Raw genomic sequence first — 25,050 nt, forward strand, 5'->3', positions numbered from 1 at the left:
TGGGCCCATCTACCGCCAGATGTAGGGCACCGGCCTGTCTTTCGGTCCGAAGGCGATCTCGATGGACGTCACCGCCTTGGCCCCTTCCGGAGGCTGGAACACCGCCCGGGTCGCTTCCGGCCGCACAGCGACCGGCGGGCCGCCATCGAAAGAGACCCTGACTTCGCGAACACCCTCCTCGGGCGCGCGCAGGACCGCCGGCGGGGTGACGTCGCCCGGCGACCCGCCGGTGATCTGGAAGTAGCGCTTGGTCTGGCTCTTGCCGGCGAACCAGACGACCTTGAAGCCCTCTCCCGTCACCCACCAGGCCGGCGTCATCGCCACCTGAGCTGCGTAGGTTTTCTCCCCCGTGCCGACGAGCACCTGGGCCGAACGGGCCTCCAGCACGCCGTTGGTGTTAGGCTCGAGGGGAATCGAGAATGCGACGGGCGCCTCAGACTCGGCGGGCGTTTCAGGACCGGAACAGGCGGAAATCAGAAGAACCGACGCGAGCAACAGCCCGCTAGCAAGATTGCGCATGGCTTTCCTCCCTGGTTATGGGAGGAGCATGGCCCCTGAAGGCGGTTGCGGCAAGCCGCAGCTCAGACGGCCGGTCATGGCGGAGACCGGGTCTCCGGGTCAGAGACCCTTGAGTATCCCCTCGACCATCTTCTTGGCGTCGCCGAAGAGCATCATGGTGTTGTCCCGGAAGAAGAGTTCATTCTCCACGCCGGCGTAACCTGAGCTCATGCCCCGTTTCACGAACAGGACGGTCCGCGCCTTTTCCACATCGAGGATCGGCATGCCGTAGATGGCGCTGGACGGATCGGTCTTGGCGGCCGGGTTGGTCACGTCGTTGGCCCCGATGACAAAGGCCACGTCCGCAGTCGGGAACTCGGCGTTGATGTCCTCGAGCTCGAAGACCTCGTCGTAGGGTACGTTGGCCTCGGCCAGAAGGACGTTCATGTGCCCCGGCATGCGTCCGGCGACGGGGTGGATGGCGTACTTCACGTCGACGCCCTCCTCCTTCAGCTTGTCGGCCATCTCGCGCAGGGCGTGCTGGGCCTGGCTGACGGCCATGCCGTAGCCCGGGACGATGATCACCTTGGAGGCGTTCTTCATGATGAAGGCCGCATCATCGGCGGAGCCCTGCTTCACAGGCCGGGTCTCGACCCGCCCGCCGGCCGCCGCTGCGCTATCGTCGGCCCCGAAGCCGCCGAGGATGACCGAGACGAAGCTGCGGTTCATCGCCTTGCACATGATGTAGGACAGGATCGCGCCGGACGAGCCCACCAGGGCGCCCGTGATGATCAGGGTCACGTTCTCGAGGGTGAAGCCCAGGGCCGCGGCCGCCCAGCCGGAATAGCTGTTCAGCATGGATACGACCACGGGCATGTCCGCGCCGCCGATCGGGATGATCAGGGTGATCCCGAGGATCAGAGCCAGGGCGAAGATCGCCCAGAACGCCCACAGGGCGGACCCGCCGCTGGCCACCAGCACTCCGATCAGGCCGATGAGGGCGAGGCCGATCAGGATGTTCAGGACATGGCGGGCGGGCAGCAGGATGGGCGCCCCCGACATGTTGCCGTTCAGCTTGGCGAAGGCGATGACCGAGCCGGTGAAGGTGACGGCGCCGATGGCGAGGCCGAGGGAGAGCTCCACGAGGGAGATGGCGTAGATGGCCCCGGGGGCGCCGATTCCGTAGGCGCCGGGCGTGTAGATGGCCGCGACGGCCACCAGGCAGGCGGCCATCCCGACGAGGCTGTGGAAGGCCGCCACCAGCTGGGGCATGGAGGTCATGGCCACGCGCCGGGCGATCACGGCGCCGATCACGCCGCCGACGCCGACGCCGCCCAGGATGAGCCCGACGGTGAGGAGGTCGAGCTTGCCCTCTGCGAACAGGGTGGCCAGGGTCACGCCCACGGCCAGCGCCATGCCGATCATGCCATTGCGGTTGCCCGCCTGGCTGGTCACCGGGCTGGACAGGCCCCGCAGGGCGAGGATGAACAGGACGCCGGAGGCGAGGTAGAGGATGGCGGCGAGGTTGGCGCTCACTTGGAGGCGTCCTTCTTCGCCGGGTCCTTCTTCTTGTACATGGCGAGCATCCTCTGGGTGACCAGGAAGCCGCCGAAGATGTTCACGGCGGCGAGGGCCGCGGCGAGCGCGCCCGCGCCCTTGGAGATCATGACGGCCCCGGCGCCTGCGCCCGGCGCCGCCTGGGCCGCAGCGGCGAGAAGGGCGCCCACGATGATCACGGAGGAGACGGCGTTGGTCACCGCCATCAGCGGCGTGTGCAGGGCCGGCGTCACGCTCCAGACGACGTAGTAGCCGACGAAGATGGCCAGGACGAAGATGGCCAGCCGGAAGACTGTGGGATCGACGTCCATGAGCGCCTCCGTCAGGACCCGGTGAGGGCCGGGTGCACGATCTTTCCGCCGCTGACGACCAGGGCGGCCTTGAGAATCTCGTCCTCGCGGTCGGGGGCCAGGGCCCCCTCCTTATCGAGCAGCAGGCCCGAGAAGGCGAGGAGGTTGCGCGCGAACAGGGCCGAGGCGTCCGCGGCGATCCGTCCCGGCAGGTTGGGGATGCCGAGAATCTTCACGCCATTCGCCGTCTCGATGGTCTCGCCCGCCCGGGCGCCCTCGACATTGCCGCCCTGCTCGACGGCCAGGTCGACGATGACGGACCCCGGCTTCATCGCGGCGACCTGGGCGGCCGTCACGAGTCGCGGCGCAGGCCGACCGGGGATCAGGGCCGTGGTGATGACGATGTCCTGCTTGCCGATATGGCCGGAGATGAGTTCGGCCTGCTTGGCCTGGTACTCCGGGCTCATTTCCTTGGCGTACCCGCCGGCGGTCTGGGCGTTGCGGAACTCGTCGTCCTCGACGGCGATGAATTTCGCACCGAGGGACTCCACCTGCTCCTTGGTGGCCGGGCGGACGTCGGTGGCGGTCACGACGGCGCCCAGGCGGCGGGCCGTGGCGATGGCCTGGAGGCCGGCGACCCCGACCCCCATCACGAAGATCTTGGCGGCGGCGATCGTGCCGGCGGCGGTCATCATCATCGGCAGGGCGCGGCCATAGGCGGCGCTGGCTTCGATCACGGCCCGGTAGCCGGCGAGGTTGGCCTGGGAGGACAGGACGTCCATGACCTGCGCCCGGGTGATGCGGGGAATGAACTCGAGGGCATAGGCCTCTGCGCCCCGGGCTGCGAGGGCTTCGAGCCCGGCGCGGTCCTGGTGCGGATTCAGGGAGGCGGCCACAATGACGCCGGGCTTCAACGCCCCAAGGGCCTCGGAGGACGGTGTGCGGACGCCGAAGAGGATGTCGGCGCCTGAGACGGTCTCTTCGACGGAGGCGCTGATCCGCGCGCCGGCGGCGGCGTAGTCGGCGTCGGGGCAGGATGCGGAAACGCCGGCCCCCGCCTGGACCGAAACCTCGAAGCCGGCAGCGATGAGCTTGCGCACGGTCTCTGGAGTCGCGGCGACGCGGGTCTCCCCGGGGTGGGACTCACGGATGACGGCGATCACGGCCATGGCTTGGACCGGTCCTCCCAATGTGCGCCCGAGCGACAGGCGCCTGTTCGTCGGGGCCTAGTGGTCCGACCCGGGCTTGTCGCGCAGCAGGAACACGCCGGCCACCGTCGTGACGAGGGCCGACACAAAGCCCGGTATGAAGCCGGCGGGCGTGCAGAACCAGACCGTGAAAAGGACCAGGAGGGCCGCGATGGCCAGGGAGCCCCACTTCGTGAGCGCCATGAAGGCGGCGTAGGTCGCCTTCTGCTCGCTGATCTCCATCTCGCCGCGGTGGTATTCGGAAGCCATTCGGGACTCTCTCGTTCGGACCCAACGTCTGGAAGTGGGGTTACACGCTCAGGGCGCGCCGCTCAAGCCCGGCTCGCGTCCACAGGCGGCCAGACCGACAGCAGGCCGCGGAGGGCGGAAATGAGGGCGAGGGGCTGGTCGATCATGATGTGATGCGCTGAATCCGGGATGGCGATCTCGAGTGTATGCGCCGGCAGGGGCGAGGGCCCGCCCTCCTTGCGCCGGCTGATGATCGCCGACCGGTCGCCGTAGATGTGAACCAGCGGGATCTCCACCCTGGGCGGGCCCCCGTCCATGAGGCCGCTCATCACGCTGCGGTCGAGCTTGGCCCACATGTTCGGATCGAAGCGCCAGCTCCATCCTTCCCGGCCGTCAGGCCCGACGCCTTTCTTGAGGGATCGCCTCGCGATGAAGTCCGCCACGAACAGGTTCCCCGCCGCCTGGGGCGGCATCAGCCGGAACCTTGCAAGGGCTTCCTCCAGGGTTGGGTAGACCTTCTGGGCCCTGTCTCCGGAAGGGATGTTGCGGACCTGTTCGGCCATCCGCTTGCCCTCCGGGGAGTCCGGCGGCGGACCGCCGAAGCCGGTGTCCACCAGGACGGCGGCGCGCATCCGCTCGGGATGACTGGCCGCGGCGAAGAAGACCTGGGAGCCGCCAAAGGAGTGGCCGATATAGATCGGCTTGCCGGCGTCGTAGAGCCCCGCCGCCCGGGCCACCGCCTCGGCGTCGGCGGCGAAGTCCTGAAAGGCGTAGGAGTCGCGCCAGTCCGAGTCGCCCATGCCGGCGAGGGACATCGAGGCGACCCGGAAGTCCTGGGCCAGGAAGGGGGCGATGAAGCTCCACCAGTCCGCATGCGCGGAGTTGCCGTGAACGAGCAGCAGACCCGGCTTTCCGCGCTGACCCCAGACAAGCATTTCGATGCGGGCCCCGAGGGACTCCACGTGGCTTCGTTCCGGGGCCTGGGCGATGGCGTTGCGGAACCACTCCGGAGAGTCCGGCTCCCGACCGCGGAAGGGCGCGAGGGGGGCCTGGACCTCGGGCGGCAGTGCGCCGGGCTCGGAATGGATGGGCCGGTCGTCATAATAGCCGACGGGCGCGCCTTCCTTGATCGCCGGGTCGATGGCCATGTTCTACTCCTGCGCCTCCCGGTAACCCGCCTTGCGGCGGATCGACCGGATCCCCTTGTAAACCCCCGTACCGGTCATCAGCGTCCGGTCGCCGCACCAGATGCGACCCGCGACGGTAAAGATATCGCCATCCTCGGCGATGATCTCGCTGGTTCCCTCGACCCAGTCGCCCATGAGGCCGGGCGCCATGAAGTCCGTCACCAGGCGTACGGTGACCCAGCCGACCTCCCGCTGGTTCGAGATCACCCGACCCCAGGCCATGTCGGCGAAACTCATCAGCATGCCGCCGTGGCAGTTGTTCATGCCGTTGGCGTGGTGCTCCTCAACCCGGAAGGCCATGACCTCCGCGTTGGTCGCCGGATCCCGCGACGAGTAGAAGGGCCCCACTGTGCGGCCAAAACCCCGCTGCCAGAGGTTGATCACGAAACCCTCGGGCACGACGGCCGTCTGGCCTTCTGTCAGGTCGTCAGACATAGCCGGGGGTGACTAACGGACCGACCGAAAATGGCAAGCGCCTTCAGGCTTGGCTTACGGACCGATGCGGTTGAAGATCATCCCTGCTGATCCTGGAGGGGGAGCCGAATGCCGAGACCTGCAGCGTGGACAGTGGCGCTGGCCGCCCTGGTGCTTTCCTCGTGCGCGACCGCCTCCGGCGCGCCCCCCAAGGCCCGCCCCGGGGCCGCCGCGACCAAGGCCCTGCCTGCGGGGCTTGATCCGGTCGCCCGGCAGGACGCCTTTCCCTCCACCTACAGGCCGCTTCCCTCTGCACCCTTCGCGATTACCGGCGCGCGCGCCTACACCGGGACCGGCGCGGCGCTGGAGAACGCCACGCTCATCGTCCGGAACGGACGGATCGCCGCCATCGGGGAGGGGCTGCCGGTTCCCGCCGGCCTGGAGACCCTCGACGCCCGCGGCAGGTGGATCACCCCCGGCCTGATCGACGCCCACTCCCATCTCGGCGTCTACGCCGCCCCGGCCGTGCCCGCGCACTCGGACGGCAATGAGCTGACCGACCCGACCACGCCCGAAGTCTGGGCCGAACACTCGATCTGGCCGCAGGATCCCGGCTTCAACACCGCCCGGATCGGCGGGGTCACCACGGTCCAGATCTTGCCGGGATCGGGCAACCTGATCGGCGGGCGGGGAGTCACCCTCAGGAACGTGCCCGCCCGGACCATGCAGGAGATGAAGTTCCCCGGGGCGCCCTACACCCTGAAGATGGCCTGCGGCGAGAACCCCAAGCGGGTCTACGGCTCGCGCGGACGGGCGCCGTCCACCCGGATGGGCAATGTCGCGGGATACCGCGCCGCCTGGATCGAGGCGGCGGACTATGTGCGCAAGTGGGATGACTACCGCGACAAGGTCTCCCGGGGTGAAAAGGCCGATCCGCCCCGCCGGGACCTCGGGCTCGACACGATGGCCGGGGTCCTGCGCGGCGAGATCCTGGTGCAGAACCACTGCTACCGGGCCGACGAGATGGCGATCATGATCGATATCGCCAAGGAGTTCGGATACCGGATCTCGAGCTTCCACCACGCCCTGGAAGCCTACAAGATCGCCGACCTGCTGGCGCAGAACGGCATCTGCACCGCCACCTGGGCGGGGTGGTGGGGCGGCAAGATCGAAATGTACGACTCGATCGAGGCCAATGTTCCCCTGCTTGAGGCCGCCGGGGCCTGCGGGGTCATCAAGTCGGACGACCCGGACCTGATCCAGCGCCTGAACCAGGAGGCGGCGATGGCGCTGGCGGCCGGCCGGGCCGCAGGCCTGGAGATCTCCGAGGCCGAGGCGATGCGGTGGATCACCTCCAATCCCGCCAGGGCGCTCGGGATCGCGGATCAGACCGGGTCCCTTGAGGTGGGGAAGCGTGCGGACATCGTGCTGTGGGACCGCAATCCCTTTTCCATCTATGCGCGGACCGAGACGGTCTTCATCGACGGGGCCATAGCCTGGGACCGTCGTGACGCGCGATACCAGCCGCGGTCCGACTTCGACCTTGGCCAGCCTGGCGAAGGAGCCCGCTGATGCGCCGTCTGACTCCCCTGGCGGCCGTCCTGGCCCTGTTCACGACCCCGCCGGCTTTGGCGGAGACCCTCGCCATCACGGGCGGACGGCTGATCACCGCAGGGCCTCAAGGAACCCTCGAGACCGGCGTCATCGTGATCCGTGACGGGAAGATCGTCTCCGTGGGGCGCGCCGCCCCGCCGCCCGGAGCGCGGGTTCTCGACGCCAGCGGGGCCGTGATCACGCCCGGTCTCTTCGCCACGGGCAGCCTCCTGGGCGCCGTAGAGATCAGTGCGCTCGGCGACGACCTTTCGGTGGACAACCCGCAGATCGGCGCCGCCTTCGATCTGCGCGAAGGCCTTGATCCGGCCTCGACCCTGATTCCCGTGGCGAGGACCGGAGGCCTAACGAGCGCCGTTGTCCTGCCCCAGCCGGCCGGCGGCGGCTTTGCGGCCCATGAGCATGACGGCGAGGTGTCCGGCCGGCGCCTGACCGCTGGGGGCGGGCACGAGCCCCGGCCCAACACCCTGTTCGCGGGCCAGGGCGCCGTGGTCCGGCTCAACGGGGCCCCGGACATGGTCGTGAGGGGGGGAGTCGGAATCTCCGTCGCCTTCGGCGCCACAGGCGCGCAGGCGGGCGGCGGCGCGCGAGGCGCCCAGATCGCGGCCCTCAGGGCGGTGTTCGCGGACGTCCGGGCCTTCGCCGCCAACCGCAGCGCCTGGGAGACGGGCGCTTACCGGGAACTGGGACTGTCGAAGGCGGACCTGGAGGCTCTTGTCCCCCTGGTCCAGGGGCGCACCCCCCTGGTCGCCCGGGTACACAGGGCGGCGGACATCCGGGCGGTCCTCAGGCTCGCCCGCGACGAGAAGCTCAGGCTGATCCTGGAGGGGGCCGAGGAGGGCTGGATGCTGGCCCGCGAGATCGCGGCGGCGGGTGTTCCGGTGATCCTCAACCCGATCACGAACCGGCCGGACACCTTCGAGATCCTCGGGGCGACCCTGGAAAACGCCGCCCGGCTGCACGCGGCGGGCGTCACCCTGGCCTTCACCGCCCCCGAGGGTGCGGCCCACCGGGCTCGGGAGACCCGTTACGGAGCCGGAACCGCCGTGGCCTGGGGCCTGCCCTGGGATGCGGCGCTCGCCGCGGTGACGATCAACCCGGCGCGGATGTTCGGGGTCGGCGACCGCACGGGCAGCCTGGAGCCCGGCAAGGACGCCGACCTGGTGATCTGGTCCGGAGATCCCTTCGAACCGCTCTCGACCCCGAGGGCGGTCTATATCCGCGGCCAGGCCCAGGACCTGACGACCCGGCAGACACAGCTGCGCGACCGCTACAAGGACCTCGGCGGCCCCCTGCCCCCGGCCTATCGCCACCGCTGAGCTGAACGGCCGCGGGTCGCGGCCGGGCAGCCGTCGCCCGACCCTCAGCGCCTCAGCCTACAAGCGCCTCGAAGGCGTCGACCCGGCGCTCCAGCTGGCGGACGCCCGCGGCCCAGAACTCGGTCTCGCGAGGGTCGAGGCCGAACCTCGCGAGGGCCTCGACGCAGGTCCGTACGCCCCCCGAGGCGAGCAGGTCCTCGTAGAGAGGCGTGAAGCCTTCGGGGTCCTCGCGCCGCTTTTCCATGAGGGCGCGGACGAGGAGGTCGCCGAAGGCGTAGGCGTAGACGTAGAAGGGCGAGTGCACGAAGTGGCTGATATAGCCCCAGTAGTGCTCGTAGCCCGGGTTGAGACGGATCGCGGGGCCGAGACTCTCGCCCATCACCTCCAGCCAGAGCCCGCCGATCGCTCCGGACGACAGCTCCCCGTCCCGGCGGGCGGCGTGGAACCGGGTCTCGAAGCGATGGAAGGCCATCTGGCGGATCACCGTATTGAGGCCATCCTCGATCTGCCCGGCCAGCAGCCCAAGCTTCTCCCGGGGCCCCGCCTCGGCGAGGAGGCGTTCGAAGACCAGTCCCTCGCCGAAGATGGAGGCGGTCTCGGCCAGGGTCAGGGGAGTGTCGGCCAGCAGGGTCCCCAGGGGCGCGCAGAGGCGCTGGTGAACGGCGTGCCCGAGCTCGTGGGCCAGGGTCAGGACGTCCCGCCGCTCTCCCATGTAGTTCAGGAAGACATAGGGGTGATGCGGGGCGATCACCGGATGGGAATAGGCGCCGGACTGCTTGCCAGGCCGCGGTCGGGCGTCGATCCAGGGTTGTTCGAAAAGGTCCCGGGCGCTGTCGGCGAACCTCGGGGCGAGGTCGCGGAAGCTGGACTCCACCACCTCCCGGGCTTCGGCCCAGGACCATAACCGGGGCGCGGAGGTCTCCAGAGGCGCGTTCCGGTCCCAGTGGTCCAGGGCCGGGCGACCCATGACCCTGGCCTTGAGCCTGTAGTAACGATGGCTGACACGCTCGTAACCTGCGGTGACGGCGGCCTCGAGCGCCTGCACGGCCTCCCGGTCCACTTCGTTGGCCAGGTGCCGGGACGCCGCCGGATCGGGATACCGGCGCCAGCGGTCCTCGACCTGCTTCTCGAAGGCCAGGGTGTTCAGGACCAGGGCGAGGGTGGGGGCCGCCTCGCCAAGGGCCGTGGAAAGACCGCCGGCGACCTTCCGTCGACGGTCCGGATCCGGATCAGACAGGGCGTTCAGGGCCTCGGGAAGGGTCAGGCGGCTGCGACCCGCCTTGACCGTCATCCGGGCCAGGGTCTCGTCGTGGAGCCGGGTCCAGTTGGCGACCGCCGGGCCTCGGTCCACGAGCAGGCGCTCAAGGTCGGCGGCCAGCTCATGCGGGCGGAAGGCCCGGACCCGGCGCAGCCAGGGCCGCCAGCGCGCCGCAGCCGGGACCGCAAGGAGGGCGGCCTCGATCTCGGCGTCCTCCAGCTCGTTGATCTCCAGGGTGAAGAACAGGCTCTCGGCGCCAATGGCCGCAGTGCGCGCGCGGATGTCCGCTTCGAACCGGGCCCAGTCCGGATCGCTCCTCGCGGTCGAAGCAGCGAGGCCGGCGTAGGCGCCCACCCGCCAGAGCGCATTGGTCGCAGCCTCGTAAAGGCGGACCCCGCGGTCGATGCGGTCCCCCAGGGTTGGGGGATCGGCGCGGGCGGCGACAAGCTGCCCCTTGAGCGCCAGGAGTTCAGCGTTGGCGGCGGCGGCGGCGTCCAGGTCGGCGTCAAGACGAGGGTCTTCGCGACCGGCGTAGAGATCGTCGAGTCGCCAGACGGGAAGGCTTTCAGGTGGAACATGAGCAGTCATGCCCAAGTCCTAACCCGAGCCCTCCAGCCGCCGCCAGTCCTTCCGGCCCCCGGACCGGTCAACGCCGTCTCTTGACGAGGCGTGGGGCGCCGCGCGATTTTGAGCCGGGGGCTGGGGTGGCCGTCCACGCCGCAGGAGTATGACCTGAAATGATGATCCGAGCCGCCGCCGTCGCCGCGGTCCTTCTCGCCGGCGCTGTCGTGACCCCTTCCGCCAAGGCGGAACAGCCGCGCGCCGCAGACCCGCCCTGCTTCCGCCTCAGCGACCTCGGAGGGCACAAGGTCGCAAGCCCCGACACCCTCTACTACTCGGTGCGCCGCAAGGAAGTTTACAAGTTCACCTTCAGCGGGTCCTGCCTCGCCGGCGTGACAGCCTCCGACCCCCTGATCCTGGAGCCTCTTGGCGCGTCCAGCCGGATCTGTCGTCCCCTGGACCTGAACCTGAGCGTGGGCGGAACGATTCCCCGCCGCTGCATCATCAAGTCGATCGAGCGCCTGACCCCCGAGCAGGTCGCGGCCCTGCCGAAGAAGCTCAAGCCCTGAGGTCTGGGCCTCACCGGGCCTGAGGGAGCGGCTCCAGGCCCAGGCAGACCGAGACGCATCGACGGGCCAGTTCTTCTCCCGCGTCGATGAAGGGGACCTCAGAGTCCGCCGGCTGCAGCACCAGCGGGACCTCTGTGCAGCCGGCGATCACGGCCTCGGCGCCCTCCCGGACCAGGGTTTGCGCGAGGCCGGCCATGCCCTCGCGTACGGCGGGGCCGACGTCTCCGGCCTTGATGCGCGCCAGCAGGTCCATGAAGCGCGCCTGATCCTCCCGGGAGAGGGTGACGAGACCCATCCCCTGCGCGGCGATGTACTCGTGATAGAGACGTACGGCGTCCCGCGTTCCCAGGACGCCGGCCCGCCGGGCGCCGGTGTCACGGGCCGCCCGGGCGGCGGTCTCGATCATGTCGACAAGGGGCAGGTCCGAGGCCCGGCTGATCAGGTCGGCGTGGAGGTGGGCGGTGTTGCAGGCGATGGCCAGCACCTCGGCCCCGGCGCCGCGCAGTCCGCCCGCCATTTCGGCGAGGACGGGCCCGGGGCGGGCGAAGGGATCATTCCGGTCGGGGACCTGCGGATTGATGTCGACGATCACCCGGATATGGTCTGCGTCCTTCTGGGCCGGAGTCATGGCCTGCAGCTTGGCCAGGAAGTCGAGGGTGGCGGCGGGGCCCATGCCCCCGAGGACGCCGAGAACGCGGCTCATTCGAGATGTCCCTCCAGAACGGACGTGTATCCAGCCAGACCCTGAGCCCCGCCGGTGTGAAGGAAGACGACGGTCTCGCCCGCCCAGCGGCCCTTCCGGGCGTAATCGACAAGCCCCTTCATGGCCTTGCCCGAATAGACCGGATCGAGGAGCAGACCCTCCGTCCGGGCTGCGAGGCGCAGGGCCTCGAAGACCCCTTCGTCGGCGATCCCGTAGCCCGCGCCGACACAATCACAGTCGGCGACGATCATCTCGCGCCGCACCCGGTCGCCGTGGCCGAGCCGGGCGGCGGTCTTGACGGCGAGGGCGTGGACGTTGGCCTCCTGCCTCTCCTTCGGCGCGCGGACGCCAAAGCCGTGGACCGGGATCTCGGCCCCGATCACGGCGAGTCCTGCGACGAGGCCCGCGTGGGTGCCTGCGCTTCCCGTGGCGGTGACGATCCTGTCGATCCTGAGACCCTGCGCATCCGCCTGGGCGACCAGCTCGCGGGCGCAATCTGCATAGCCCAGGGCCCCGACGGCGTTCGATCCGCCCCCCGGGATCACATAGGGCCGACGACCCTGCGCCCGGACCTCCTCCGCGACCCGTTCGAGGGCCGCGTCCATGTCGGTCCCTGCCGGGACCCGCCGTAACCGCCCGCCCAGAAGCCGGTCGAGCAGGACGTTGCCGGACAGATTGTAGTCCTCGGCGTCCGTGTTGAGCCGCTCTTCCAGGACGATCTCGCAGGCCAGGCCGAACCGGGCGGCCGCAGCGGCGGTCTGGCGCGCATGGTTGGACTGCACCGCGCCGTGGGTCACCAGGGTGTCGGCGCCTTCCCGGAGGGCCTCGCCAAGCAGGAATTCCAGCTTGCGGGTCTTGTTGCCCCCGCCGGCCAGGCCTGTGCAGTCGTCCCGCTTCACCCAGAGCGAAGGCCCCCCGAGGGCTTCGCTCAGCCGGGACATGGGTTCCAGCGGCGTCGGAAGATGGGCGAAGCGGACACGGGGAAAGCGGGCCAGATGCATGCGCGACTCCTGAACTTCGCCCCTTACACCGGCCCGGCCGGACGCGCATCCCGCCGACGCACCCCGGCGGCGGGATATTCCCCCGGGACGGCTGCAGCCCTAGATAGGGTCATGTCCACGCCCCCGCCCCTGAGGATCCGAGGCCTCGCCAAGTCCTTTCCCGGCGGAAGACTCCTCTTCGAGGGTCTCGACCTTGATCTCGCGGCGGGCGAGGTGGTCGCCGTCATGGGCGAATCCGGGGCGGGGAAGTCGACCCTCCTGAACCTGATCGCCGGGCTGGATACGGCGGATGCCGGAGCGATCGACATCGCCGGGACGCCGCTCTCCAGCCTGGACGAGCCGGGGCGCACCCGCCTGAGGCGCGAGCATCTCGGCTTCGTGTTCCAGGCGTTCCACATCCTGCCCTACCTCACCGTGGCCCAGAATACGGCCCTGCCCCTGGTGCTGGCCAATGTGGATCCGTCCCAGGCCCTGTCCCGCGCTGCGGAGATGCTCGCCGCCGTCGGCCTGGCCGGGCGGGAGGCCGACCTGCCTTCGCGCCTGTCGGGCGGCGAGCTCCAGAGGACCGCCATCGCCCGCGCCCTGGTTCATCACCCGGCGCTGATCCTGGCCGACGAGCCGACCGGCAACCTGGATCCGGAGACCGCCGAGCGCAGTCTGGGCCTTCTGCTGGAGGCGGCGCGGACGCGCCGTGCGGCCGTTCTCCTGGTCACCCACTCCGCACGGGCGGCGGAGTCGGCGGACAGAACCCTTTTCCTCGGCCGTCGCGGGCTTGGCGCGCGCCATGCCGTCTGACCCTGCGCTTCCGCGGACCCTCTTGTCCTGGATGGTCCGCGGCGAGTGGCGGGCCCACCCGATACGGACCCTCGTGGCGGTCCTGGCCATTGCGGTGGGCGTGGCCCTTGGTTTCGCCGTCCACCTGGTCAACCGCTCGGCCCTTGCAGAGTTCGACGCCGCCGTTCGCACTGTGACGGGCTCTGCTGACCTCCGCGTGGAGGCGGTGTCGGCGGAAGGCTTCGATGAGTCGCTCTATCCCAGGGTCGCGCGGCTTGGGGTGCTGTCGGCGACCAGCCCCGTCGTGGTGGTCAACGCCCGGGCGAAGGACGGACGCAGCCTCACGGTCCTGGGCCTTGACCCCCTGAGGGCTGCGCGGGTCACCCCGGCCCTGGCGGTCGGCGCCGGCCCGGCCTTTGGTGCGGGCGGCGCGGCGTCGGGGGAGGATTCGGTCTGGCTCTCGCCGGCCCTCGACGCCGGCGCCGGGGAGCGACTGGAGGTCCGCGAGGGCGGACGGCGGGTCTCCCTGCCGGTCGCCGGCGGACTTCCGTCCGTCGAGACGGGCCAGAGGCTCGTCGTCGGAGACATCGCCGCCATCCAGATGAAGTTCGACCGGATCGGTCGCCTCGACCGACTCGATCTCCTGATCGCCCCGGGCGTCAGTCCGGCCGCAGCGGCAAAGGCCGTCGCCGCTGTCCTGCCCCCGGACGCCCGGGTGGTCACGCCCGAGGCGGAGAGCCGGCGGAGCGGCGACCTCTCCCGGGCCTACCGGGTCAATCTCGGCATGCTGGCCATGGTCGCCCTCCTGACCGGCGGCTTCCTCGTCTTTTCCGCCCAGTCCCTTTCCATCGCTCGCCGACGGTCCGCCTTCGCCCTCCTCCAGGTGCTGGGCCAGCGCCGCGAGGGCCTGTTCCTGCAGGTTCTGGCGGAAGGGGCGGTCCTCGGGCTTATCGGGTCTGTCGCGGGCCTTCTCGCCGGCGCCGCCCTGGCCTGGTCGGTGCTTGGCCTGCTGGGCGGCGACCTGGGCGGCGGCTACTTCAGCGGCAGCCGTCCGCCCCTTGAAATCTCTCCGGCCTGGACCGTCCTGCACGGCGCCCTCGGCCTTATCGTCGCCCTGGCCGGAAGTCTCATTCCCGCCCTCGACGCCGCGCGCATCCCTGCCGCCCAGGCGTTGAAGTCCGCCGGCCAGGCCGGGGATCCGGGCCGCCGGCCGCCCCTGGCGCCGGCCCTTTTCCTGGGCGCGACGGGACTCGCCGCCGCCTTCGCTCCGCCGGTCGGGGGGCTTCCCCTGTTCGGCTATGCGTCCATCGCCCTGATCCTTGCCGCGGGCGTGGCCGCCATGCCCTGGCTGGCCCGGCTGATGATCGCCCCGCTGGCCCGCCTTCCCGCCCCGGTCCCGGTGCGCCTCGCCGCCGCCCGTCTTGCAGGTGCGCCGGACCAGGCCGCGGTCGCTCTGTGCGGCCTCGTGGCCAGCGCCGGGCTGATGGCCGCCATGGGGCTCATGGTGTCCAGCTTCCGGGGTTCGGTGGACGAGTGGCTGGGGGCCATCCTGCCCGCCGACGTCTATCTCCGGGTGGCCAATGCCGAAACATCGGGCCTTGATCCCGCCCTGCAGGCGGCGCTCGCCGCCCTGCCCGGGGTCGACGCCATGGAGTCGCGCCGGTCCCTGACCCTGACCCTGGCCGCCGAGCGGCCCGCAGTGACGCTTCTGGCGATACCTCCGGGGGAGGGAGGCGCGCCGGACCTGCCCTGGCGAGCCCCGCCGCGCGCCTGGGGCGAGGGCGAAGTCCCGGCCTGGATCTCCGAGCCCCTGTCCCGCCTCTACGGCCTCTCTCCGGGCGACCGCATGGACCTTCCGCTGGCCGGCCGGACAATCACGGTGCGCGTCTCCGGGGTCTGGAGGGATTATGGCAGACAGTTCGGCGCAGTCGTGCTCCGCCGGTCCGATTACCTGCAGATCACAGGCGACGCCGGGGCCAACGAGGCGGGCTTCACCCTCGCGCCCGGCGCCGACCGGACGGAGACCCTTCGCCGGATCCGCCAGGCCCTGCCGCCGGACCTCGCCGCCCAGACCGAGGTCGCGCCCTCGGCGGAGATCCGCGCCGTGGCCCTGCGGATCTTTGACCGAAGCTTCGCCGTGACCTACGCCCTGGAGGCGGTGGCGGTGCTCGTGGGCGTCGCCGGAGTGGCCGCCACGGTGTCGGCGCAGACCCTGGCCCGGAGACGGGAATTCGGCATGCTGCGGCATGTCGGGGCCGGTCGCGGCCAGATCCAGGCCATGCTGGTCCTCGAAGGCGCCTTCCTCGGGGCCGTGGGCGCGGTCGCCGGCCTCGCCCTGGGCGCGGTGATGGGTCAGATCCTGATCCACGTGGTGAATCCCCAGTCCTTCAACTGGACCATGGACACCCGATGGCCCTGGGGCCTCCTTGGCGGCCTTGCCCTCGCCCTGACTCTGGCCTCGTCCCTCACCGCCCTGCTGGCCGGGCGAAACGCGCTTTCTTCGGACGCGGTCCGCGCCGTCCGGGAGGACTGGTGACATGGACAGGCTGACACGCAGAGGCCTGCTGACCGCCGCGGCCGTCGCCGGGATCCTTCCACCAAGCGGCGCGACCGCCTCGACCGCCTTCGCCCAGGTCATCCCTGGCCGTCACCTGGTCTTTCCGAGGGACCATGGGGCCCACCCGGACTTCAGGACCGAGTGGTGGTATGTGACCGGCTGGCTGGAGGGGCCGACGGGTCCCCTCGGTTTCCAGATCACCTTTTTCCGGACCCGCACGGGTCTTGGTGAAACCAACCCGAGCCGATTCGCGCCCCGCCAGGTTCTCTTCGCCCACGCCGCCCTCTCGGATCCCCGGATCGGCAAGCTCCTGCATGGCCAGCGGATCGCGCGACAGGGCTTTGGCCTCGCGGAGGCGTCGGAGCGCGACATGGACGTCGTCCTCGACGACTGGCGTCTGGTGCGAGGGCGCTCCGGGGCGATGCGCGCCCGCGCCGGAGGAGAGGGCTTCGACCTGGACCTGGTCCTCACGCCGACCCAGCCCATCCTGCTCCAGGGCGAACAGGGCTTCAGCCGCAAGGGACCCAAGCCGGAACAGGCCAGCTGGTACTATACACTTCCCCACCTCGAGGTCTCCGGACGCCTGGCGAGGGATGGCCGCTGGGCCCCTGTGAGGGGCAGGGCCTGGCTGGACCGGGAGTGGTCCTCCACCCTGCTGGACCCGTCCGCGGTCGGCTGGGACTGGACCGGGATCAATCTCGACGACGGAGGCGCCCTGACCGCCTTCAGCGTGCGCGACGCCAGGGGCCGGGCCGTCTGGACCGGGGGCTCCCTGCGGACGGCGGACGGTCGACTGTGGACCGCACCCAACGGCGCCGTGGCCTTCGAACCCGGGCGGACCTGGCGCTCGCCCCGGACGGGAGCCGTCTATCCGGTGGCCCCGACGGTGCGCCTGAAGACTGTGCGAGGGGAAAGGCGCTGGACCCTGAAGCCGCTCTTCGACGACCAGGAGCTGGACAGCCGGCCCTCCGGCGGCCCGGTCTACTGGGAAGGCGCGGTGCGGGTCCCGGGCGGCTCCGGCTACCTGGAGCTGACGGGCTATGCCGAGCCGCTGCGGCTCTGAAGGACGTGGACCGGCCGGAGGCGGTCGCCCCGCAAGCCGCCTGCCGGCGCCATCCCGCGAAGGGGGGCGCCGCCGGCCTGATCTCCGCACCACGTGCAACAGGCATTCAGCATGTCCCGAGAGTGGGCTAGGGTTCCCCGCCCGCTGGGAGCTGACCTGAAGATGCGTATGCTCCCGCCGGGCGCCCATGTGATTCTGTTCGGTCTCCCGCCAGGAGTTTTCGCCTTGACCTTCGTCCAGCCCTAGGCGCGCCCGTGTTCCGCTCCGTCCTTGTCGCCAACCGGGGCGAGATCGCCCGCCGGATCTTCCGCACCGCCCGCCGCATGGGGATCGAGACGGTGGCCGTCTGTTCTGACGCCGACCTGGAGGCGGCCCATGTGCGCGAGGCGGACCGTGCGGTCCGGATCGGACCGGCGCCGGCCGCGGAGAGCTACCTGTCCATCCCCGACCTCATCGCCGCCGCCGTCGAGGGCGGCGCAGAGGCCGTGCATCCGGGCTACGGTTTTCTGTCCGAAAACGCCGCCTTCGCCGAGGCCGTGCAGGCGGCGGGCCTGATCTGGATCGGGCCCTCGCCGGACGCCATCCGCGTCATGGGGCTGAAGGACTCCGCCCGCGAGCGGATGATCGCCGCCGGCGTGCCGGTGACGCCCGGCTGGCAGGGGGACGACGGCGCCGAGACGACCCTGCTTGCCGCGGCCCGTGAGCTTGGCTGGCCTGTCCTGATCAAGGCGGCGGCCGGCGGCGGCGGGCGCGGCATCCGGCGGGTGGATGACGCCGCCGATTTCGCCGCCGCCCTGGCGGCCTGCCGGCGCGAGGCCCTGGGCGCCTTTGGCGACGACCGCGTCCTGCTGGAGCGCTGCATCGAGGCGCCCCGGCACATCGAGGTCCAGGTGTTCGGCGATTCCCAGGGCGGCCTCGTCCACCTGTTCGAGCGTGACTGCACCCTGCAGCGCCGCCGCCAGAAGGTGATCGAGGAGGCGCCCGCCCCGGGCATGACGGCGGAGGTTCGCGAGGCGGTCTGCGCCGCCGCCCTCGCCGCCGCACGGGCCGTGGACTATGTGGGCGCAGGCACGGTGGAGTTCATCGCCGACGCCCGGGACGGCCTGCGCGCCGACCGCATCTGGTTCATGGAGATGAACACCCGGCTGCAGGTCGAGCACCCTGTCACCGAGGCCGTGACCGGGGTGGACCTGGTGGAGTGGCAGTTCCGGGTCGCCGCCGGAGAGCCCCTGCCCCTATCCCAGGACCGGATCGCCCTGAACGGCTGGGCCTTGGAGGCCCGGCTCTGCGCCGAGGTCCCCGAGCGCGGCTTCCTGCCCTCGACGGGCAGGCTGGAGCACCTGTTTCTGCCGGAGGGCCTGCGCGTGGATTCGGGCGTCGAGGCCGGGGACGAGGTCGGTCCCCACTACGACTCCCTGATCGCCAAGCTCATCGCCTGGGCGCCCACCCGGGAGGGGGCCACCGAGGCCCTGGCGGAGGCCTGCGGGGCGGTGGAGACCTGGCCGATCCGCACCAACGCCGCCTTCCTCGCCCGCTGCCTGGACGACCCCGATTTCCTCGCCGGGCGCATCGACACCGGCTTCATCGGCGACCGGCTGGACCGCCTGGCCGCCGCCCCGGAGCCCTCAGCAGATCTCGCCGCAGCCGCCGCAGCGGCGCTCTCCGCCCTTTCTTCCGATGGTGCAAGCGCCCCCTCCCACGATCTCGCCGGCTTCCGCCTCAACGCCCCGCCCCGGGAGCAGGTGCGGATCTGGTGCGACGGCCAGCCCCTCCTCGCGGCACTCGACGGCGGGCCGGAGGAGGCCGACCTCCTGGACGCCGGCGAGACCCTGATCCTCTTCGAGGGCGGCTCCGCCTTCGCCTTCTCGGCCACGCCGCCTGACCCAGAGGGCGGGGCGGCGGCGGGTGGCGACGGCGCGGTCAGCGCGCCCCTTCCCGGCAAGGTCGCCGCCGTCTCCGTGTCGGAGGGGGCCCGTGTCCTGCGGGGCGATATCCTGCTGGTGGTCGAGGCCATGAAGATGGAGCACGGCCTGGCCGCGCCCTTCGACGGGGTGGTGGAGGTCCTTTCGGCCTCGGTCGGCGACCAGGTCCGCGAGGGCGAGGTCCTGGCGCGGGTGCGGAGCGAGGCCTCGTGACCCTGCACATGATCCGCCTCTGCGTGGGCTGCGACACCATCGAGGATCTCGTCGCCTGGCACGAGGACAGCCCCGATCCGTGGCCCCTGTTCACCCGGATGGCGCCCAAGCGCGTCGACGAGCTGCTGGACGGCGGATCCCTCTACCGGATCTTTCGGGGCCTGATCCTCTGCCGCCAGCGCATCCTGTCGGTCTCCCGGGCGGAGGCGGGCGGCGAGAGCCATTGCCGGATCGATCTGGAGCCGCGCATCATCCGGGTGGCGCCGACCCCCCGGCGGGCCTTCCAGGGCTGGCGCTACCTTGACCCTGCCGACGCGCCGCCGGATCTGGACGAGGTCGGCGGGGAGGGGATTCCGGACGACCTCGCCCGCCGTCTGCGCGAGGCCGGCGCCTGGTAGGCGGCGTCAGGCGGCCATGTTGTCGATGAGTCTGGCGCGGCCCAGCCAGGCCGCGGCGAGGATGCGCGCGGAGCGTCCGGGGAGAAGGCGGCCGGGGCCCAGCCGCGACAGGTCCGCCGCGTCGCGGACCTCCACATAGTCCACCGGCCCGAAGCCCGCCGCCCGCAGGCGTCCGACCGCGCGGGCCTCGACCCCCGCCACCTCCGCCCCTGCCCGGAGGTTGCTGACAGCCTCCGTGAGGGCCGCCGCCAGTTCGGGCGCCCGGCGGCGCTCGTCGTCGGTCAGGTAGGCGTTGCGGGAGGACAGGGCCAGGCCGTCCTGCGCCCGGGCGGTCGGGGCGCCGAGGATCTCCACGCCAAGGTCGAGGTCGGCGGCCATGCGCCGGATGACCTGGAGCTGCTGGTAATCCTTTTCGCCAAACACGGCCACATCGGGCCGCGCCTGGTTGAGCAGCTTGGCCACTATGGTGGCCACGCCTGCAAAGTGCCCTGGCCTCGCCTGCCCGTCGAGGGGCTCCGAGACGCCGGAGACCGTGACCACCGTGGCCACCCCGGGCGGGTACATCTCGGCCACGGAGGGGGCGAAGAGAAGATGGCAGCCTGCGTCAGCCAGACGTGCGGCGTCGCCCGCCTCGTCGCGGGGATAGGCGGCCAGGTCCTCGTTCGGGCCGAACTGGGTCGGATTGATGAAGATCGACGCCACGACCCGGTCGGCGCGGGCCAGGGCCAGCCGGACCAGCGAGATGTGCCCTTCATGCAGGGCGCCCATGGTGGGGACGAAGCCCACGGTCAGGCCCTCCCGACGCCAGCCGGCGACAGTGCGGCGGAGGTCCGCCACGGTGCGGGCGGCGGGAAGGGGGAGCATGGCGGTCTCCGGCGGGGCAATGGGCGGCGCGCTTATGCCCTGCAGGCGGGCCAGTCGTCCATCCATCCACAGGCGATCCGGACGTGTCCGTTGACGCCCCGGCGCCGGACGACAAGGCTGTGCAGCGACGGGAATCGGTCCGGGCGCTCCGGCCGGTCGCTCCGGCGGAGGCAGCGGATGGCCGACATCATCGTCGTGGGTAATGAAAAGGGCGGTGCGGGGAAGTCGACCCTCGCCATTCACCTCCTGACCGCCCTGCTTCATGAGGGCGCCCGGGTCGGCGCCCTGGATCTGGACGTCCGCCAGCAGTCCCTCGCCCACTTTCTGGACAACCGCGCCACATGGCTGGCCGCCAACGGCGCCTCGGCGCCCATGCCGGAGAGCGTCCGGCTGGAGGCCGCCCTGGCCCGCGCGCCCGAGGACGAGGCCGGCGCCCGACTGGACGCCGCCTTCGAGACCCTGTCCACCTGCGACCTCATCGTCGTCGATACGCCCGGCGCGGACACCTTCCTGAGCCGCGCCGCCCATGCCCGGGCGGACCTCATCGTCACCCCCATGAATGACAGTTTCGTCGACTTTGACACGCTCGGCGTGGTTGACCCGGTCACCCTGGAGCTCAAGCGTCCCAGCCTGTACTCCGAGACGGTCTGGAACAGTCGCAAGGTCCGGGCCGCCTCCTCGGGGCGGACCATCGACTGGGTGGTCCTGCGAAATCGACTGGCGCCGGCCGACGCCCGGAATCGCCGCCGGGTGGACGAACGCGTCCAGGCCCTGTCCAGACGCGCCGGATTCCGCGTGGGACCCGGCCTCCGCGACCGGGTCATCTACCGAGAGCTTTTCCCCTTCGGCCTGACCATCGCCGACCTCTCGCCCGCGATCCGACCGGTCTCCATGAGCCTGCAGCATGTGGCCGCCCGCCAGGAACTTCGGGACCTTATGGGATTCATCGGCCTGACCTCGGACGGCGCCCAACTGGCGGCCCAGTAGTGAGCTGGCTTCTTCTCGCCGCCGTCGCCGCCTTCGCCGTCCTCATCTGGGCGGGCCGCAGGGGCGACCGGACAGGGCGGCGGGAATGGCGCCTTATCGCCGGGGGCCTGGCCCTCGCCGCGGTGGTTGGCGGGACGGTGCTGGCCCTGAGGGGCGCCTGGCCTGCAGGCCTGGTGCTGATCTTCACCGGCCTCGGTCTCGCCGGTCTTGCGCGATCGCCGGGGCCGCGACCGGGGCCCGCCCCGACTGCGCCTTCCCCGGATCCGGACGGAATGAGCCTCTCGGAGGCGCGGTCCGTCCTGGGCGTCGGGCCGGATGCAAGCCGTGAAGAGATCCTGGAGGCCCACGCCCGGCTGATCCGGCGGACTCATCCGGACGCCGGCGGAACCGACGGCCTCGCCGCCCACCTGAACGCCGCCCGGGACCGGCTGCTCGGGCCTTGATCGGACCCGTCGTCCGACGCCGGCGACCCTGCGCCGGACAATTGCGCGACAAGGTGGGGAATTGCGGTGTAGGGTCCTTCCGACCGGGCCCGGACCCGGCGAACTGAAAGTGGAATAGCCCGCTGTGAAGCCTCCGGCAGACCCCGAACAGGAGCCCGTCTCCGCCCGTATCCGCGCCCGGATCCAGAAGTCGAGGAAGCGGTTCTTCGCCAACGACAACATCTCTGCGTTCATCCGAGAGGGCGAGCTTGAAGCCCTGCTCTCCGAAGTGGAGGGCAAGTTCAGGGATGTGCTGAAGAGCCTGGTGATCGACACGGACGCGGACCACAATACCCAGGACACGGCGAAACGCGTGGCCAAGATGTATGTCACCGAGGTCTTCCGGGGTCGCTATACGAGCGCCCCGCCGGTGACGGAGTTCCCCAACGCCTCCTCGCTCAACGAACTGATGATCGTGGGGCCGATCACGGTCCGAAGCGCCTGCAGCCACCACTTCTGCCCGATCATGGGCCAGATCTGGATCGGCCTGATGCCGAACGAGCACTCCAACCTCATCGGCCTGTCCAAGTACTCCCGCCTGTCGGACTGGGTGATGTCCAGGCCGCAGATCCAGGAAGAGGCCATCACCCAGTTGGCGGACCTTTTGATGGAGAAGGTCCGGCCCGACGGCCTCGCGGTGGTGATGAGAGCCGACCACTTCTGCATGCACTGGCGCGGCGTGAAGGACAGCGAGACCATGATGATCAACTCCGTCATGCGCGGTTCGTTCCTCAAGGACCACACCCTGCGCTCCGAATTCCTCTCCCTGATCAAGCAAAGGAACTGAACGGCATGCTCGTTCGCTGCCTCTATGCAAGCCGACCCGCCGAGGCCATGAGCGGCCCCCTGCTCGATGCGATCCTCGACCAGTGTCGCCGGAATAACCCGCGACAGGGCGTAACGGGTCTGCTCTGCGTGGCGGATGACCTATTCATCCAGGTCCTCGAGGGCGGCCGGGACGAAGTCTGCGAGATCTTCAACGCCATCGTGCGGGACGACCGGCACAAGAATGTCCGGCTGCTGTCCTACGAGGAGATCACCGAGCGCCGGTTCGGCAACTGGACCATGGGCCATGTGTCCATTTCCCGGGTCAATCCTTCCCTGCTGCTGAAGTATTTCAAGCGGGTGGAACTCGACCCCTTCGATGGCCCAGGCCAGGCGACCCTGGCCCTTCTGGGAGAACTTGTCGCGACGGCGTCCATCATCACGCGCGGAGACTAGCAGGCCTCCGCCGGCCTTCTCCGTCATGCAGCGCGCCTCAAGGATGGAGGTCCGGCCCGCAGACCGTTGACGGGGTCTGTGGCCGTGCGGTCATCCCGCAGGGCGGGAGCGGAGTTCAGGCGCCGCCGTTGAGCCGCTCAGGCTGAGGGCGGGAGCACCATGCACGGCTGGCCACGGCTCTTCAGGGCGCGGCAGGCGGCCCGAGCCTCGGCTTCGGAGTATCCGGTGAACCGGGTCCTCCAGGACGAGCCGGCCCTCTCGGCGCGGCCTGCGGCGTCGAAGTGGGAAGGGGCCAGCCTTCGGACAATGGAGGCCTGCTTCCGGGCCAGCTCCTGGGACTTGAAGGCGCCCACCTGGACCGACCAACGGCCCGTCTCGCCCCGCGTCGGTTGACGGAGCCCGCTGGACGCCCCATCGACGATCTCGAACCCGGAGAGGTTCCGCGGCGGCGGCGCGCTCGTCAGCACCACGCGATCGGGGGGAAGGGCTCCGGTCTCGGTCCGGGCCTGCGCCAGTCCGACGGCGGGCGCCGCCTCGCTCTCAAAGCTGGCCTGGGCGAACTGGACCCGCTCTCCGCGGTCGCGCCGCTCCGCCAGGTCGAACGCCGTGAGCATCAGGCTTTCGACCTTCGCGTTCCTGCGGGCGTTGGACGGCCCGCCCAGGACCACCGCGATGAGCCTCCGGTCTCCGCGCACCGCAGAAGCCGCCAGATTGTAGCCGGACGCGCTTGTGAAGCCGGTCTTGAGGCCATCCGCCCCGGCCATGCGCCAGAGGAGGCCGTTGTGATTGTTCATCCGGCGGCCCTGGAAGGTGAAGCCCTGCTGGCTGAACAGGGCGTAGTGCTGGGGGAAATCCCTCAGGACGGCGCGGGAAAGGATGGCCAGGTCCCGAGCGGTGCTGACCTGGCGGACATCCGGCAGGCCGGATGCGTTCGTGAAGTGAGTATTCACCATGCCGAGTTCGCGGGCGCGCAGGGTCATCATGGCGGCGAAGCGTCGCTCGCTGCCCTCGCCGAGCCGCTCGGCCAGGGCCACGGCGATGTCGTTGGCCGACTTGATGGCCAGGGCCTGCATGGCTTCGGAAACCGTCAGGGTGGCCCCGACGGGCAGTCCGAGCTTGGTGGGGCTCTGGGCGGCGGCGCGGGGCGAGATGACGATCGGGTCGTCGGGCGACAGGCGGCCGGTGGAGAGGGCCTCGAAGGTCAGATAGAGGGTCATGACCTTGGTGATCGAGGCGGGATACCGAAGGCTGTCGCCGCGCCGTGAGAAGAGGACCTCCCCGGTCTCGGCATCCACCACGACGGCCGCATACCGCATGTCCTGGAAGGGCGGGGTGGGCGCTGCAACCGCGCCGGGAGTGAAGAGTCCGGCGCCGAGGGCGAGGGACAGGGCCGCCGCAAGCCCGGCGATCCAGGGGCGAGTACGGGCGGGACGGCGATTGGCGGTCGGCAAGTCGGGCGTCCCTGTCGTCTCCGGCTCGGCCGGCGGGTTTCAGGATGAAGGAACATCTTAGACCGCGCCGCATTGCGGGAAAGTAAATTCGACCTGAATCCTCATCACGGCCTGGTTATGTTGCGCTGCACAATCAGCTTGACTGCTGCGTTGCAACATGAGATATGGCGGTGCAGCAAAACCGAGCCCCGGGGTGTCCGTCGCAGGCCCCCGGAGTTCAGCCCGAACCTTCCCGGCCCAAACACCTGGGCCTGAACCCTGGAGCACCCCATGGCCGCCGCCAAGACCGCCGCACAGTCCGCCGCCGACAAGATCGCCAACGCCGGGAACGAAGCCCTGCGGGACGCCATGGAAAAGGGCATGGCGGGCCTGAATGACGTGACCGCCCACTCGCGGAAGAACCTGGAGGCCGTCATCGCCTCCGTGACGGCCGCAGCGAAGGGCGCCGAGGCCCTCGGGTCCGAGGCCGTGACCTTCTCGAAGGCCGCCGTCGAACGCCAGACCGCCGCCGTTCAGTCCCTCTCTGGCGTCCGCAGCGTTCAAGACCTGATCGAAGTTCAGACTGACCTCGCCAAGACGCACATGGAGGCCTGTGTCGCCCAGATGGGCAAGACCACCGAGCTCATGACGGCCATGTTCCGTGACGCCTATCAGCCCTTCAGCGCCCGCATGACCGCGGCGGTGGAGAGCCTGCAGTCGGGACGCTGATCTTCA

At 70.5% G+C, this 25,050-nt stretch carries 25 protein-coding genes; 13 read left to right on the forward strand and 12 right to left on the reverse strand.

Features of this window, described 5'->3' with window-relative positions; all coding sequences use genetic code 11:
- Positions 1 to 9 precede the first annotated feature (9 nt).
- From INE98_RS04920 to INE98_RS04950, 7 genes are all read right to left on the reverse strand, one after another.
- Positions 10 to 519 carry a hypothetical protein gene (locus INE98_RS04920; protein ID WP_293537054.1) on the reverse strand — a complete coding sequence of 170 codons (510 nt, stop codon included), beginning with the start codon at positions 517 to 519 and terminating at the stop codon, positions 10 to 12.
- 99 nt (positions 520 to 618) lie between these two features.
- On the reverse strand, positions 619 to 2,034 hold the full coding sequence (locus tag INE98_RS04925; RefSeq protein WP_293537055.1) for an NAD(P)(+) transhydrogenase (Re/Si-specific) subunit beta: 1,416 nt from the start codon (positions 2,032 to 2,034) through the stop codon (positions 619 to 621).
- On the reverse strand, positions 2,031 to 2,366 hold the full coding sequence (locus tag INE98_RS04930) for a proton-translocating transhydrogenase family protein (RefSeq protein WP_293537057.1): 336 nt from the start codon (positions 2,364 to 2,366) through the stop codon (positions 2,031 to 2,033). The genes INE98_RS04925 and INE98_RS04930 overlap by 4 nt, the downstream gene beginning before the upstream one ends.
- A gap of 11 nt (positions 2,367 to 2,377) precedes the next feature.
- Complete coding sequence (locus tag INE98_RS04935; RefSeq protein ID WP_293537059.1) at positions 2,378 to 3,514, reverse strand: Re/Si-specific NAD(P)(+) transhydrogenase subunit alpha; 1,137 nt, start codon at positions 3,512 to 3,514, stop codon at positions 2,378 to 2,380.
- 57 nt (positions 3,515 to 3,571) lie between these two features.
- A complete protein-coding gene (locus tag INE98_RS04940) occupies positions 3,572 to 3,802 on the reverse strand; it encodes an aa3-type cytochrome c oxidase subunit IV (RefSeq protein ID WP_293537060.1) in 231 nt (76 codons plus the stop codon).
- 62 nt (positions 3,803 to 3,864) lie between these two features.
- Positions 3,865 to 4,929, reverse strand: a complete 1,065-nt coding sequence (locus tag INE98_RS04945) for an alpha/beta hydrolase (RefSeq protein WP_293537062.1) — start codon at positions 4,927 to 4,929, stop codon at positions 3,865 to 3,867.
- Positions 4,930 to 4,932: 3 nt separating this feature from the next.
- Positions 4,933 to 5,367, reverse strand: coding sequence for a PaaI family thioesterase (locus INE98_RS04950; protein ID WP_293537063.1), 435 nt, complete (start codon positions 5,365 to 5,367; stop codon positions 4,933 to 4,935).
- Between the two features lie 144 nt (positions 5,368 to 5,511).
- On the opposite strand from INE98_RS04950, the gene INE98_RS04955 reads away from it, so the two are divergent.
- Both INE98_RS04955 and INE98_RS04960 read left to right on the forward strand, forming a co-directional pair.
- Positions 5,512 to 6,954 (forward strand): amidohydrolase, encoded by a 1,443-nt coding sequence (locus INE98_RS04955; protein ID WP_293537065.1) that lies wholly within the window; start codon positions 5,512 to 5,514, stop codon positions 6,952 to 6,954.
- Positions 6,954 to 8,312 (forward strand): amidohydrolase family protein, encoded by a 1,359-nt coding sequence (locus tag INE98_RS04960; RefSeq protein WP_293537067.1) that lies wholly within the window; start codon positions 6,954 to 6,956, stop codon positions 8,310 to 8,312. Before INE98_RS04955 ends, INE98_RS04960 begins: the two co-directional genes overlap by 1 nt.
- A gap of 52 nt (positions 8,313 to 8,364) precedes the next feature.
- Here the strand turns inward: INE98_RS04960 and INE98_RS04965 are convergent, their stop codons facing one another.
- Positions 8,365 to 10,158 (reverse strand): M3 family oligoendopeptidase, encoded by a 1,794-nt coding sequence (locus INE98_RS04965; RefSeq protein WP_293537069.1) that lies wholly within the window; start codon positions 10,156 to 10,158, stop codon positions 8,365 to 8,367.
- Between the two features lie 149 nt (positions 10,159 to 10,307).
- Between INE98_RS04965 and INE98_RS04970 the strand changes: the two genes are divergently transcribed.
- The gene (locus INE98_RS04970) at positions 10,308 to 10,700 is read left to right on the forward strand and encodes a DUF6491 family protein (protein ID WP_293537071.1); all 393 of its coding nucleotides are present in this window, start codon (positions 10,308 to 10,310) and stop codon (positions 10,698 to 10,700) included.
- Between the two features lie 10 nt (positions 10,701 to 10,710).
- On the opposite strand, the gene INE98_RS04975 is transcribed toward INE98_RS04970, so the two are convergent.
- A complete protein-coding gene (locus tag INE98_RS04975) occupies positions 10,711 to 11,403 on the reverse strand; it encodes an amino acid racemase (protein ID WP_293537073.1) in 693 nt (230 codons plus the stop codon).
- Positions 11,400 to 12,404 (reverse strand): D-cysteine desulfhydrase, encoded by a 1,005-nt coding sequence (locus INE98_RS04980; protein WP_293537074.1) that lies wholly within the window; start codon positions 12,402 to 12,404, stop codon positions 11,400 to 11,402. The genes INE98_RS04975 and INE98_RS04980 overlap by 4 nt, the downstream gene beginning before the upstream one ends.
- 111 nt (positions 12,405 to 12,515) lie before the next feature.
- On the opposite strand from INE98_RS04980, the gene INE98_RS04985 reads away from it, so the two are divergent.
- From INE98_RS04985 to INE98_RS05005, 5 genes are all read left to right on the forward strand, one after another.
- Complete coding sequence (locus INE98_RS04985; protein ID WP_293537076.1) at positions 12,516 to 13,199, forward strand: ABC transporter ATP-binding protein; 684 nt, start codon at positions 12,516 to 12,518, stop codon at positions 13,197 to 13,199.
- Positions 13,189 to 15,714 (forward strand): FtsX-like permease family protein, encoded by a 2,526-nt coding sequence (locus INE98_RS04990; protein ID WP_293537078.1) that lies wholly within the window; start codon positions 13,189 to 13,191, stop codon positions 15,712 to 15,714. The genes INE98_RS04985 and INE98_RS04990 overlap by 11 nt, the downstream gene beginning before the upstream one ends.
- A gap of 1 nt (position 15,715) precedes the next feature.
- On the forward strand, positions 15,716 to 16,798 hold the full coding sequence (locus tag INE98_RS04995) for a carotenoid 1,2-hydratase (RefSeq protein ID WP_293537079.1): 1,083 nt from the start codon (positions 15,716 to 15,718) through the stop codon (positions 16,796 to 16,798).
- A gap of 254 nt (positions 16,799 to 17,052) precedes the next feature.
- A complete protein-coding gene (locus tag INE98_RS05000) occupies positions 17,053 to 18,933 on the forward strand; it encodes a biotin carboxylase N-terminal domain-containing protein (RefSeq protein WP_293537081.1) in 1,881 nt (626 codons plus the stop codon).
- Entirely contained in the window at positions 18,930 to 19,331 is a 402-nt protein-coding gene (locus INE98_RS05005) for a DUF1489 domain-containing protein (protein ID WP_293537083.1), read from the forward strand. Before INE98_RS05000 ends, INE98_RS05005 begins: the two co-directional genes overlap by 4 nt.
- A 6-nt stretch (positions 19,332 to 19,337) precedes the next feature.
- On the opposite strand, the gene panC is transcribed toward INE98_RS05005, so the two are convergent.
- Positions 19,338 to 20,195 (reverse strand): pantoate--beta-alanine ligase, encoded by an 858-nt coding sequence (gene panC / locus INE98_RS05010; protein ID WP_293537085.1) that lies wholly within the window; start codon positions 20,193 to 20,195, stop codon positions 19,338 to 19,340.
- A gap of 177 nt (positions 20,196 to 20,372) precedes the next feature.
- Between panC and INE98_RS05015 the strand changes: the two genes are divergently transcribed.
- The 4 genes from INE98_RS05015 to INE98_RS05030 all read left to right on the forward strand — a co-directional run bounded on the left by INE98_RS05015 (position 20,373) and on the right by INE98_RS05030 (position 22,885).
- Entirely contained in the window at positions 20,373 to 21,182 is an 810-nt protein-coding gene (locus INE98_RS05015; RefSeq protein ID WP_293537087.1) for a division plane positioning ATPase MipZ, read from the forward strand.
- Positions 21,182 to 21,625, forward strand: coding sequence for a molecular chaperone DnaJ (locus tag INE98_RS05020; protein ID WP_293537089.1), 444 nt, complete (start codon positions 21,182 to 21,184; stop codon positions 21,623 to 21,625). Before INE98_RS05015 ends, INE98_RS05020 begins: the two co-directional genes overlap by 1 nt.
- 124 nt (positions 21,626 to 21,749) lie before the next feature.
- On the forward strand, positions 21,750 to 22,451 hold the full coding sequence (gene folE / locus INE98_RS05025; RefSeq protein WP_293537090.1) for a GTP cyclohydrolase I: 702 nt from the start codon (positions 21,750 to 21,752) through the stop codon (positions 22,449 to 22,451).
- Between the two features lie 5 nt (positions 22,452 to 22,456).
- Positions 22,457 to 22,885 (forward strand): BLUF domain-containing protein, encoded by a 429-nt coding sequence (locus INE98_RS05030; protein WP_293537092.1) that lies wholly within the window; start codon positions 22,457 to 22,459, stop codon positions 22,883 to 22,885.
- Positions 22,886 to 23,022: 137 nt separating this feature from the next.
- On the opposite strand, the gene INE98_RS05035 is transcribed toward INE98_RS05030, so the two are convergent.
- Complete coding sequence (locus tag INE98_RS05035) at positions 23,023 to 24,336, reverse strand: D-alanyl-D-alanine carboxypeptidase family protein (protein WP_293537093.1); 1,314 nt, start codon at positions 24,334 to 24,336, stop codon at positions 23,023 to 23,025.
- Positions 24,337 to 24,606: 270 nt separating this feature from the next.
- Between INE98_RS05035 and INE98_RS05040 the strand changes: the two genes are divergently transcribed.
- Entirely contained in the window at positions 24,607 to 25,044 is a 438-nt protein-coding gene (locus tag INE98_RS05040; RefSeq protein WP_293537095.1) for a phasin family protein, read from the forward strand.
- The last annotated feature ends 6 nt before the right edge of the window (positions 25,045 to 25,050 follow it).

It is taken from the genome of Phenylobacterium sp. (assembly GCF_020253645.1).
GTDB lineage: Bacteria > Pseudomonadota > Alphaproteobacteria > Caulobacterales > Caulobacteraceae > Phenylobacterium.